This is a genomic window from Nonomuraea zeae (assembly GCF_005889725.1).
In the GTDB taxonomy this organism is placed as follows: Bacteria; Actinomycetota; Actinomycetes; order Streptosporangiales; family Streptosporangiaceae; genus Nonomuraea; species Nonomuraea zeae.
This window is the reverse complement of record NZ_VCKX01000355.1, coordinates 1-11,493: the sequence shown is the minus strand read 5'-3', so window position 1 is coordinate 11,493 and position 11,493 is coordinate 1. Positions and strand designations below refer to the sequence as shown.

Annotated in this window: 10 protein-coding genes and 1 pseudogene; 8 read left to right on the top strand and 3 right to left on the bottom strand. The window is 66.7% G+C overall.

Annotation, left to right across the window (positions count from 1 at the left end; translation table 11 throughout):
• Positions 1-221 precede the first annotated feature (221 nt).
• Complete coding sequence (locus ETD85_RS54270) at positions 222-611, bottom strand: TIR domain-containing protein (protein ID WP_170247352.1); 390 nt, start codon at positions 609-611, stop codon at positions 222-224.
• A 124-nt stretch (positions 612-735) separates the two neighbouring features.
• On the opposite strand from ETD85_RS54270, the pseudogene ETD85_RS67790 reads away from it, so the two are divergent.
• The 3 genes and pseudogenes from ETD85_RS67790 to ETD85_RS54260 form a co-directional block, all read left to right on the top strand.
• Positions 736-963: pseudogene (locus ETD85_RS67790) on the top strand (IS982 family transposase); the annotation flags it as partial.
• Between the two features lie 223 nt (positions 964-1,186).
• On the top strand, positions 1,187-1,345 hold the full coding sequence (locus tag ETD85_RS63990) for a hypothetical protein (protein ID WP_170247351.1): 159 nt from the start codon (positions 1,187-1,189) through the stop codon (positions 1,343-1,345).
• A gap of 652 nt (positions 1,346-1,997) precedes the next feature.
• Complete coding sequence (locus ETD85_RS54260; RefSeq protein ID WP_138697685.1) at positions 1,998-3,398, top strand: alpha/beta hydrolase; 1,401 nt, start codon at positions 1,998-2,000, stop codon at positions 3,396-3,398.
• A gap of 40 nt (positions 3,399-3,438) precedes the next feature.
• Here the strand turns inward: ETD85_RS54260 and ETD85_RS54255 are convergent, their stop codons facing one another.
• On the bottom strand, positions 3,439-3,648 hold the full coding sequence (locus ETD85_RS54255) for a hypothetical protein (protein ID WP_138697684.1): 210 nt from the start codon (positions 3,646-3,648) through the stop codon (positions 3,439-3,441).
• 1,035 nt (positions 3,649-4,683) lie between these two features.
• Between ETD85_RS54255 and ETD85_RS54250 the strand changes: the two genes are divergently transcribed.
• From ETD85_RS54250 to ETD85_RS54240, 3 genes are all read left to right on the top strand, one after another.
• The gene (locus ETD85_RS54250; protein ID WP_338087258.1) at positions 4,684-6,075 is read left to right on the top strand and encodes a reverse transcriptase/maturase family protein; all 1,392 of its coding nucleotides are present in this window, start codon (positions 4,684-4,686) and stop codon (positions 6,073-6,075) included.
• Between the two features lie 466 nt (positions 6,076-6,541).
• Entirely contained in the window at positions 6,542-7,504 is a 963-nt protein-coding gene (locus tag ETD85_RS54245; RefSeq protein ID WP_138697683.1) for an alpha/beta hydrolase, read from the top strand.
• 93 nt (positions 7,505-7,597) lie between these two features.
• The gene (locus ETD85_RS54240; protein ID WP_476739310.1) at positions 7,598-7,867 is read left to right on the top strand and encodes a transposase; all 270 of its coding nucleotides are present in this window, start codon (positions 7,598-7,600) and stop codon (positions 7,865-7,867) included.
• A gap of 777 nt (positions 7,868-8,644) precedes the next feature.
• On the opposite strand, the gene ETD85_RS54230 is transcribed toward ETD85_RS54240, so the two are convergent.
• Complete coding sequence (locus ETD85_RS54230; RefSeq protein WP_138697680.1) at positions 8,645-9,673, bottom strand: GlxA family transcriptional regulator; 1,029 nt, start codon at positions 9,671-9,673, stop codon at positions 8,645-8,647.
• 94 nt (positions 9,674-9,767) lie between these two features.
• Here ETD85_RS54230 and ETD85_RS54225 point away from each other — a divergent pair, with 94 nt between their 5' ends.
• A complete protein-coding gene (locus tag ETD85_RS54225) occupies positions 9,768-10,697 on the top strand; it encodes an NAD-dependent epimerase/dehydratase family protein (RefSeq protein WP_138697686.1) in 930 nt (309 codons plus the stop codon).
• A gap of 272 nt (positions 10,698-10,969) precedes the next feature.
• Positions 10,970-11,128, top strand: coding sequence for a hypothetical protein (locus ETD85_RS63985; protein ID WP_170247350.1), 159 nt, complete (start codon positions 10,970-10,972; stop codon positions 11,126-11,128).
• The last annotated feature ends 365 nt before the right edge of the window (positions 11,129-11,493 follow it).

Here is an 11,493-nt window from a genome sequence, read left to right as displayed (position 1 = left end):
CACCATGCGGATGGCTTCTTCCTTGAACTCCGGCGAGAACTGCCTGCGACGCCTTGCCACGTACCTACCTCTTCCAGACTTCTGTCAGCTTATGTAGCCGACTGTCCGGAATCTGCTAGGCGCCTCACAACTCCATATACGGCCCTCATACGGTCCGTGCAATCTCTTTGTCCTAGATGATCAATTCCAAGGGGTGCCTGCGGAGGGTGTGGGGTGGGCGGTCAGGCGTCGGGGTCGACTTCGGGGTGCGTGAACCGCACGGGCTTGCCCAGCGACCGGGCGTAGGCGATTTCGGCTCGGGTGCTGTCTCCGATGTAGTCGCCGACTACGAGCACCTCATCAGCGAGCCGGATCTTCGCTCGGTGCAGATCGTCGAGTCGGACCTTCAGCGCCTCGGCCTCGGCAGGATCGGACCAAAGTTCGTGCGGCGACTTCATGTCACAGCCCGGTTTGACGACAATCTTTCCAGCTTTGGTCTCCCGCAGATCGGCCTCGGTCATCTCGGTCATGAATCGGATGGAGCCGCAGATCACGACGATACGCGGGAGGCTCAGCTGCTTCTTCGCGTCGGCGAGCCTCTCCTCGGGGGTGAGCAGTTGCGGGTATGACACTGGTTCCTCCTGGTGGTGTGGTCCAAGGGGTGCCTGCGGAGACGAGAACGAGGGTATCCAAGATCGTTTTGTGACGAACGACGTGGACACCCTCGCGACAGCACTCTAGGCGACGACCGACGACATCCTGAAGGAGCATCCCGACCTGGCGCCGTGGCGCCCGCCGGTCGGCATTACGCCCCGCCTGAGCGATGCCGAACTGGTCACCCTCGCCACGATGCGGGCCATACTCGGCTTCCCCTCCGAGGCCAAATGGCTCCGCCATGCCCGTGCCCACCTACGCCACCTCTTCCCCTACCTGGCCCAGCAGCCCGGCTACAACAAGCGGCTGCGCAAGGCCGCCGGCCTGCTGGCTGGTGGTCGAAGCCGACAGTCTGTTAGGACTGGCGTGTCCTTCTATATCCATGTCGCTCGACCCGAGCCATCAGGTTTCGAGATCAGCCGGGTGGAATTCCCGCACGCGGGGCCTGTACCTGTGGCCAACCTGGTCGCCATCACCGTCGAGCCCACCGACCCCGTGCCGGGGCGCTTGCGCAGAGCTGCTCACCGGCCTGGACGACGCGGCGGCGAAGGCATTGCCGGACACGCCGCTGGAGCCGCTGCTCGCGGTGCAGGTCTGGCACAAGGGCGGAGCGCTGGCCGCCTTCCGCTCCGGTGCGGGGCCGAGCGGCCCATGGATCGAGCCGTACCTGCTCTACCTGGAACTGTCCGCCGCGACGGGCGACCGGCAGTAACGCTTCGCCGAGGGCCCCGGGGTGCTGGTCAGCGGGCGCAAGCCGGACCTGATGCTGGGGCGCGGCGGCGTTCACCGAGCCGGACCTGGCCCGTCTGCGCGACATCCAGCAGGCCGGAGATCTGCGCGGAGTCCTGCGCTCCGCCTCGTCGTGCCGCCCGGACAACAGAACCGAAGCGGCATTGCGTGATCACAAGGATCAGAGGGCGGTTCGCGAGTTGACGCCCCTTTGATCGCTTGCGCTACATGAGGAGGGCTGGTCACGGGCTCGTTGCCAGGCATGGATGCGGCTGAGCGAGCAAACCCCGGCTCGGTCTCCACCACAATGCCCAGGCTGACCAGGCGTTTGAGCATGGCGCGGGTGTTTTCGATGTTCTGGACATGGTGGGGCAGTCCCTACCGGCAATCCGGGGGCGCACAGGAACGATCGTGGCTGTTCTTCTGAGCAGAGTGGACCTTGTCAACCTTGCGCGAACGAAAGAAGAAGGCACGTGTTGTACAGCATCCGCAAGATTCTGGCCGGCGTGTCCGTTGTTGCGCTCGTTGGGGTGCTGGTGCCGCTTTCTGCTCGTGCGGCGCCTACGTCCCTGCTGCGTTGGGACGAGCAATGTACGGCGGGAAAGGCGTACCAGTGCGCCACTCTGAAGGTGCCCATGGACTACGACGAGCCCGGGGGACGACAGCTCGACATCAAGTTGATCAAGCGGGTGGCCACCGGGGAGCGGATCGGCACGTTGTTCTTCCAGTCCGGCGGGCCAGGTGAGGCGCTGACCGCCTCGTTGCCCAAGCTCTACGACCGCTTTCCCGCGGCCGTGCGCGAGCGCTTCGACCTCGTCGGCTTCGATCAGCGCGGCGTCGGTGAGAGCACGGCCGTGCAGTGCTTCCCCAGCGCCGCTGACGAGGACAGGTTCCTGTCCTCCATGGCCGCGGGCTTCCCGGTCGGACGTAAGCAGGAGCAGGCCTTCCAAAAGGGCTGGGCGCACTTCGCCAAGTTGTGCGCCGAGCGCAACCCGACCCTGCTGGCGCACGTCTCCACCGCCAACGCCGCCAGGGACCTGGACAGGATGCGCCAGGCCGTCGGCGAATCAAAGATCAACTACTACGGGCTGTCCTACGGGACATTCCTCGGCGCCACCTACGCCAACCTCTTCCCCAGCAACGTGCGCTCGATGGTGCTCGACGCGGTCCTGGAGCCCGTGGCGTACACGACGGGCCGCGGCAACGAAGGCGAACGGCTCGGCGCCGCGCTGCGACTGCGCGAAGACGAAGAACGGCTGCGCACCTTGAACACCTTCCTCGACCTATGCGGGGCGGCGGGCCGGGAGCGGTGCGCGTTCGCCGCGGGCGCCTCAACCCGCCACAAGTACAGCAAGCTGATGGCGCGGCTGGCCAAGGGGCCGATCCGGCTGGGCGAGCAGATGTTCACCAGGGCCTCGGCGGTGGCGGCCGTTGGCGGCGCGCTCGACGTGCTCAAGCCGATCCCCGGCTACGTCGACCATGGCTGGCCGCAGGCGGCAGAGCTGCTGCAAGGGCTGTGGCAGGCACGCGAAACCCCAGCGGCCGCCCGCCCGCGCCCGCGCTCGGCCTCCGGCGCCGCGGCCGTCGAGGAGAGGTACGCGGGTATCGAGCAGGGCGGCGCGGTCATCTGCTCGGAGATCGACCGCCCTGCCGACCCGGCAAGCTACCGGAGGCAGGCCGACTGGGCCGCCCGCCGCAGCGGAGACTTCGGCAGGCTGGCGGCTTGGAAGCTGGCACCATGCGCCACCTGGCAGCCGATGGACAGTGACCGCTACACCGGCCCGTGGAACCGGCGCACCTCCGCCCCGATCCTGATCATGTCCAGCACACTCGACCCGTCGGACCCCTACAGGAACGCGAGAATCCTGACCCGCCAACTCGCGAACGCCCGCCTGCTTACGATCAACGGCATCGGCCACGGCGTGATCCAGAACAAGAGCAGTTGCGCCGAGGCCCACGAGTCCGCCTACCTCATCAACGGCACGCTCCCCACCAAAGGCACCACCTGCAAGCAAGACCACAAACCCTTCCAGTGACCATCGAACGGGTACGGCCAGGCAGCTCCGAAAGTGCCGATCACCCGCCAGCATGCCTGGCCGCCATCCGCTTCTTCAGGTCGGCGATGAACGCCGCGGCGTCGACCGACTCGGCCAGGGCGGTGTAGTGAACGTCGCGGTCGTCCTCAATGTCCCGAGGCAGATAACCTCCGGATCCGCCACCGCCCGGCGCCCGCGACGTAGATCTACCGGCAGCGTAGTGCCCATGCAGGGCGATCAGCACGCACATCTCGTACATGATGCGTTCGGTTCGGCCCTCTCGGCGTCAGCGATGGATTCGATCCACGTCTGCCAACCACGCCCTCGATCGGAGCCGCGCAGCTGGTAGCGGACCCGCTCGCTGGCCATCGGCTCCTTGGCCAGCGTCCGCAAAGTCTTCTCCCCGCCTGGCAGCGCCGGGTACACCACCTGCCAGGCGGTGCCCTCCGGCCGTTCCAGGGCTGCTTCACCATCCGTTTCAAGATCCCGTGCGTGGCTGGGCACGTGCGCCAGCTTGCCGATCAGCTCTCATCCGGGTACGGCTGGTCGGGTTGCCCCGGGCGTCTCAGCCCGAGCTCTCGATCACCACCGCTGCGGAGAGCTTGGCGTGAACGGTGTTGGGCGAGAACCTGGCGCCTACGAACTGCCCGAAGAACGAGACGGTGGCGTAAACGGGCTACCGAGAGCTATACCAGACAGAACATGAATTCTGTTCGGTATAACCGGAACGTCCTGTTGAGATGTTGCTCGCGCTTACGCCGGGGCCTTTGCGGAAAATCCTCTGTGGACACCGTTCCGGTGGACTGCTCGCTGGGCATGGCGAACCTGTCCGCCGACGGCTCCCATATGGTCGCCTGGGCGTGGGTGAGCACCGAGGCTCAGCTTGGCGTGGTCTGGGACCTGCGCACCGGACGGCAGGTCGCTAGACGATCGATTCCGAATACGGTCAGAAAGGTCTGCCGTGCAACGAACTGTATCGACAACTGTTCAACAAGGACTTGTATCTGCTGGCCTAAGGGCGTCTACTCCAACCACCGGGCGATGACGCCTGGCTAGCCAGGAAACGGCGGACGGCATGTCCGAGGAGACAATCGATGCCATCATCGCGGCGATGCGCCACGAGCGTTACCGATTCTCTCCGGCGCGGCGCACTCACATCCCGAAGAAGGACGGAAAACTGCGTCCGCTCGGATTGCCGACCTGGGTCGGATAAACTCGTGGGTGAAGTAGTTCGCCTTCTCCTGGAAGCGTTCTACGAGCCGCAGTTCTCCAGTCACTCACATGGATATCGGCCGAGAAGGGGCTGCCACACCGCGTTCGGCAGATCGAGCAGACCTGGACCGGCACGGTCTGGTTCATCGAGGGCGACATTGCCGACTGCTTCGGCAGCCTTGATCACGACATCATGATCAAGGTCCTGGCGGAGAAAATCCATGATGGCCGGTTCCTGCGGCTGATACGCAACATGTTAACAGCCGGATATCTGCAGGATTGGACCTGGCGCGCCACACATTCCGGCGCTCCACAAGGCGGCGTGGCATCACCCGTCTTATCCAATATCTACCTGCACAAGCTCGACCAGTTCGTCGAGACGGTTCTCATCCCGCAACACACCAAGGGAGTCAGCAGAAGGCCCAACCCCGCCTACGAAGAAACGCGACACCCTCTTCGACAGGCACAGCGGCGTGGCGACCGGACCACTGTCCGGGAACTACGCCGGCAGCGACGCCGTCTACCCAGCCGGGACCCACACGATCCCGGCTATCGGAGACTGCGCTACTCGCGCTATACAGACGACCACCTGCTGGGCTTCATCGGGCCAAAGGCCGAAGCCGAAGACATCAAAGATCAGTTGGCGACATTTCTGCGCGAAGAACTCAACCGGGAAATGTCACCGAGCAAGACCCTGATCACGCACGCCCGCACCCGAGCGGCACGATTCCTCGGATACGAGATCATCACACAGGACAACAACACCCGTCTCACCAACGGCCGCCGATCGGTCAACGGAATAATCGCACTGCGGGTGCCCCTCGATGTGATCAAGACCAAATGCGGCCCCTACCTGCGCCATGGCAAACCCTGGCACATCAGCGCCATGCAAAACCTCGACGACTACGACATCGTCAAAACATGTGGCGCACAATACAGGGGCATCGTCCAGTACTACCTGCTCGCCATCGACGTCTGGCGCCTTCACCCGCCCTACTGGATCGCTCAGACGTCGATGCTGAAAACGCTGGCGGCAAAGCACCAATCCTCGGTCTCGAAGATGGCGGCCAAGCATAGGGCCAAAATCCAGACTCCGTACGGGATACGCACCTGCTTTGAAGCCCGCGTTGAACGCGACGGCAAGCAGCCTCTGGTCGCCCGGTTCGGCGGGATGCCTCTCGCACGGAACAAGGACGCCAAGCTCGACGACCGCGTCCTGACCCCACGTCCTCATCCTCGCAAGGAGCTGGTCACCCGGCTTCTGAAACGGAGATGCGAGCTCTGCGGCGATCCGGCCAAGGTGCTCGTGCACCAAGTCCGCAAACTCGCTCAGCTCGACGGACTCGGAACAGACCAGCCCGCGTGGGCGGCCCTCATGACCAGGATGCGGCGCAAGACCCTGGTGGTCTGCCACCCCTGTCACGAGGCCATCCACCACCGGCACCCCGTCGCGAACGTGGCATAAATCGCTGGAGAGCCACGTACTGGGAAACTAGTCCGCGTGGTTCGGAGGGAGGCCGCGTCGGAAAAGGCCCTGCCCAGCAGGAACCTCGCCGCGCGGCCCACCCTGTTTATGCTGTGGACCGCACCGTCACTCCCCCACCAGGGCTTTTGGCGCTGGGCTTCGACCCCGCCCGTCTCCAGACGTACAACAACGAGATCCACCGCTACGTCACGGCTTCACCTCCTGCCCCGCTGAGCGCACGAAAAGTGCTCAGTGGGTGGGGCGCTGGCATTGCAAATAGTGTCAGAGAAGGCCTCATCGGGGCGTTTCTGGCAGATGGCGACGACGGACCGCGAACGGTCGTGGAGTTGCTCGCCGAACGGCGGGACTGAGGTGGGAAAAGGCCGCCGGACGGCGGTTGTGCGCCATGGCCGAGAGCACTGACCATCAAGAAGTAACCGCACCAATTCCGCTGAAGGGAAACCTCATGGCATTGCCTCGCAATCTCGATCCCGAGCTCCGCGCCGCGATCGAGCAGATCCCCTTTGGAGCGACCGATCTGTCCCTGTCGATGGAGACCCTCTCCGGGCAGCGGGCGCACATACACGCGATGATGGCCTCCGCGCCCGTTCCCGACACACGGGTGTCGATCGAAAACCTCATGGTCCCGGGGCCTGAAGGGGCTCCGGACATCCGGCTGCGGATCTACCGGCCGGAGGCGCAGGGAGACGGCCGGCCGGGACTCTACTGGATGCACGGCGGCGGCACGATCCTCGGGATTCCGGAGATGGACGACACCATGATGATCGACTTCGTGGAGCAGCTCGACGTCGTCGTGGTGTCTGTGGAGTACCGGCTCTCCCCCGAGCACCCGTATCCCGCGCCCTTCGACGACTCCTACGCCGGGCTGGTCTGGGTCGCCAAGAACGCCGCCGAGTTGGGCATCGACCCGGGTCGGCTGGCCGTGGGCGGGGCCAGCGCGGGCGGCGGGCTGGCCACTGCGATCGCCATGCTGGCCAGGGACCAGGGCGGCCCCGAGGTGGCCTTCCAGCTCCTCGTCGGCCCGATGCTCGACGACCGCAACATCACGCCGTCCAGCCACGAGTTCGCCGAGGCCGTGGTGTGGACTCGGGAGAACAACCTGTTCAGCTGGTCGGCGCTGCTCGGCGACCGGGCCGGCACTGACGACGTCCCGCCGTACGCGGCCCCGGCCCGCGCTGCCGACCTTTCCGGGATGCCCTCGGCGTTCGTGGACGTCGCCGAGCTGGAGGTGTTCAGGGACGAAGCCCTCGACTACGCGCAGCGACTGGTGCAGGCCGGGGTCTCGACCGAGCTCCACCTCTATCCGGGAGCCTTCCACGGCTTCGACCAGATGCTGCCCGGCGTCGCGGTGAGCAAGCGGGCCCATCAAGCTCGGGTGACGGCGCTCAAGCGGGCGTTCGGCCTCTGACCTGGGAATCCGGGAGCAGCCGGAGGCGAGCCAGCGCCGGGTGGGCGCGCATCCGCCCGGACCCGGTCGGCCAGTGAGAAGCCGAGCGCGCCCCTGCGCCGCCCGCTCCCTCAAGGCCGCTCCCGGCCCTGCCCCGTTCGGCAGCTCGCTGCCGCGTGTGGCAGTCGGGGACGTCCTGGGGTGCCGGGTCTGCTCGCGCTGATCATCGCGCTGCAGAAGGTGGAGAACTTGTCGGATCGGGCAGCTGTCGACCGGGCCAGGTACGGCATGGACTGGAAGTACGCCCTGGTGCGCCACGAGGCGCTGCTGTTCCGGGCGGGGGTGAAAGGACCCCGCTGCCGGTCTGTCGCAGCAGGCCGGTAAAGCTGAGGGCAGCCTGAACGCGGAGACGCGCAGGAGGGCGGTAAGCAGCCCTGACAACGACGGGACGTATCGGTACTGCCAGACGGTGCGGGCCGGGCCGGGCAAGCAAGACGAGAAGCCGTACGAGAGGAACCAGCGTCTGAAGCCCCGTAACATTTCCACCGGCTCGAATCTGGCGGATCTGGGCCGGGTGCAGTGCTCGTCCCCGTCTGGGGCCGGGTGATCTGGTGGCTACGGCGCAAACACCCCCGGATGAACTGGAAGAACCTGCGCCGCCGTTTCTGCGGCGGCGGTTGGTGGCCGGCCAGCGAGGAACGGGAACTGTTCCGCCCTGCAAAGGTGCGCACCACGCGCTACCGCTACCGCGGATCAGTCATCCCTTCTCCATGGCCGCTCACGGGATGAAGCGCAACCCTCAAAGTTCCCTTGGGACTTGCGGAGCGCCCGTTGCGTTGAGAGGCGCACGGCGGGTGCGGGAAGCGGTCCGGAGAAACGGGCCGGTCGAAAGGCCGGTACCGCGCTCCGGACCGACTTCACAGCACGGAACTGGAGGATCCGGGCTTCGATCGCGGTGTGCTGAGTGAGTTCCGGTCCCGGGTGGCCGCGCATGGCCTGCAGGAGAAGGTTCTGGACCTGTTACTGATCAGGCTGAGGACAAGGGGCTGGTCAAGGAGTGGGGTAAGTAGCGCAGCGACTCAACCCATGTGATCAGTGCGGTGCGGGACTTGAACCGGCTGGAGCTGGCCGGGGAGAGTGTGCGTGCGGCGTTGGAGGCGATCACGGCCGCCTCGCCAGGCTGGATTGAGCGGGTGCTGGAGATGAGGGGCTGGGCCGAGCGCTACTGGGCGCGTGTTTGCGCGGTGCCGCCCGTCGTGTGAAGGCGGCCCGGTAGGCGCTGGGCGTGAGGCCCGTCCGGCGTGACATGTGCTGACGCAGGGAGTCGGTGGTCACCAGGCCGCTGCGCTGCGCCACCTGCTCCATGGGCAGGTCCGTGCTCTCCAGTAGTTCCTTGGCCAGCTCGATCCGCTGATAGAGCAGCCATTGCAGCGGGCTGAGGCCGGTCTCGGCGTGAAAACGGCGGGTCAAGGTGCGGACGCTGGTGCGGGCATGGGCCGCCAGTGCGGCCCGGGTAAGCGGTTCGTGCAGTCTTTCCAGCGCCCATGCCCGAGTGGCGGCGAGCGAGGTGCCGGTTTCGGGCGGCAGCGGGGAGGCGATGAACTGGGCCTGCCCGCCGGGACGTACCGGCGCGGCCACGACGAGGCGGGCCACGGCGTTGGCCGTGGCCGCGCCGTAATCGCTGCGCACCAGGTGCAGGCACAGGTCGATGCCGGCGGACAGGCCGGCGGAGGTCAGCACGTTGCCGTCTTCGACGTAGAGCACGTCCGGGCGCAGATCGACCGACGGGAAGCGGCCGCGGAACTCCTCCGACTTGGCCCAGTAGGTGGTGGCGCTGCGGCCCTCCAGCAGTCCTGCCTGGGCGAGGACGAAGGCTCCGGTGCAGATCGAGGCGATGCGTTTGCCCGCGTCCGCGGCGTGGCGCAGGGCCTGCAGGACGCGTGGCTCGATGTCGTCGCGGGCGCCGGTTCCGGTGACGATGACGGTGTCGCTGTCCTCGACGATCTCCAGTCCGTTCGGGACCGTGATGTGGAGGCCGCCGTTGCTGGCGACGACGCCGGGCTCGGCGGTGCAAACGCCTACAGCGTAGCCGGGGCAGCCGTCCACGGTCGTCTCACCGAGTATCAGTTCCGGGATGGACAGGTCGAACGTTGTGGCCGGCGGGACGGCGATGACGGCGACGCGATGCATGGCCCGAACCTCCAGATGTATGGCATTCGGGCCACTATCTTACCGATCAGCCGCGGTGCAGGGTGGTGGCGCACGCATGAAAGAGGAGAAGATCATGTCCTTGCACGTCATCGTGGGCGCCGGAGCTACCGGATCCGCCCTCGCACGCCATCTGGCCGATCAGGGCGAGCAGGTGCGTCTTGTCACCCGGCGCGGGGGCGGCCCGGTACATCCGCTGATAGAACGACGGCCGGCCGATGCGAGCGACGCCGCCCGGCTGACGGAACTGGCCGCCGGGGCCGCGGTGTTGTTCAACTGCGCGATGCCGCCCTATGACCGTTGGCCTGCCGAATGGCCACCGCTGGCTGCGGCGTTGCTGTCGGCCGCCGAACGCGGCGGCGCCGACTACGTCATGCTGGGCAACACCTACGGCTACGGGCCCATCGAGGGGTCCGTCGTCGAAGGGCTGCCGATGGCGCCGACCAGCCGCAAGGGCCAGGTCCGGGCCAAGATGTGGCACGATGCCCGCGCTGCTCACGAGGCGGGCCGTCTGCGGGTCACCGAAGTCCGGGCCAGCGACTTTCTCGGGGCCGGCGCCTACTCGCCGTTCACCTTGATGGTCGGGGCGCAGGTGCTGGCCGGCGGGCCTGCCGCCTATCCCGGCGATCTGGACGTGGCGCACAGCTGGACCTACACCGGAGATGCGGCGCGCACGCTCATCGCCGCCGCTCGCCACGAGGAGTCGTGGGGACGGGCCTGGCACGTGCCGTCCACGTCCGAGATCTCGGTGCGCCACCTTGCCGGCCACCTTGCCGCGGCCGCCGACACACCCGCTCCCCGGCTGCGCCACATGCCATCGCAGGAGCTGGAAGAGATCGGACGTACCGACTCCATCATGGCCGAGTTCCCTGAGATGCTGTACCTGTACGACCGGCCGAACATCCTCGACGCGTCCTCGGCCCGCAAAGTCCTCGGCGTCACGCCCACCCCCATCGACGACGTGCTGCGGGAAATGGCGGCCCAGGTGTCTGGGGCCAGCAACTGAGTGCTGGTCTTCCGCCGACCGACTTCGGCCTCAACCCGCACCGCTGTGGGCCCCGGCCTTGGCCGCCCGCTCCGACGGCCGGGCCACCTGGCGCTCCAGATCTGCCTTCTGATCGTGGAGGATACCCGGGGCATAAAGCGCGGTCCTCTCGATCACGCCAGGTGCGGAGTTCGCCTCGAAGTTCACCCTGCGGCCGAGACCGCAGTGCCGCTGCCCGGTGGAGCAGCGGCGACCCGGCCGGCGAAGCGGTCGGCCGAGGCATCATCGAGGCGATGCCTGTCTCGACCGTCCGCCGAATCCCTGCCTGCCGGATCCTGCCCGCCGACGTGCTCAGGCCCTGGCAGCACGCCTGCTGGATATTCATCCAGGCCCGGCTTCGCCGCAATGTCGCCCGCGCGCTGGACCTCTGCCGGCGCATCTGGGATGGCTAGCCACTCACCGCCAGCGAGTACATGATGTCCTGGCCGCCACGACGTCCACCACGCGCCCGTGATCGGACATTGCGGCGAGGACGGGCATCGCCCTGATCATGACCCTCGTCGACAAGTCGTGACCACCGAACCCTACGCCTCGGCCAGGCGGGTATTTCGGATAGCCGGCAACGGACCGTTCCACCGCGGCGAGGCGGGCCGCCGACGGACTCTCTGCGCTTTCCCCGACGCCGTGATGCCCGCGTTCCGCAGATGTGTAGCAGGAAAGACACATAGATCTGGGGTCTGAGCTGGGGAAACGCTTGCGGGCGTGCTGATGCGGCGTGTCACTAGGCGTGGGGGTTGTGCCTGGTCAGGCGTCTGCG

Excerpts from the sequence above, each read along its gene's own strand:
- ETD85_RS54260 (WP_138697685.1), top strand. The coding sequence starts at position 1,998 with ATGGACTACGACGAGCCCGGGGGACGACAGCTCGACATCAAGTTGATC.
- ETD85_RS54255 (WP_138697684.1), bottom strand. The coding sequence starts at position 3,648 with ATGTGCGTGCTGATCGCCCTGCATGGGCACTACGCTGCCGGTAGATCT.
- ETD85_RS54245 (WP_138697683.1), top strand. The coding sequence starts at position 6,542 with ATGGCATTGCCTCGCAATCTCGATCCCGAGCTCCGCGCCGCGATCGAG.
- ETD85_RS54230 (WP_138697680.1), bottom strand. The coding sequence starts at position 9,673 with ATGCATCGCGTCGCCGTCATCGCCGTCCCGCCGGCCACAACGTTCGAC.
- ETD85_RS54225 (WP_138697686.1), top strand. The coding sequence starts at position 9,768 with ATGTCCTTGCACGTCATCGTGGGCGCCGGAGCTACCGGATCCGCCCTC.
- ETD85_RS63985 (WP_170247350.1), top strand. The coding sequence starts at position 10,970 with ATGCCTGTCTCGACCGTCCGCCGAATCCCTGCCTGCCGGATCCTGCCC.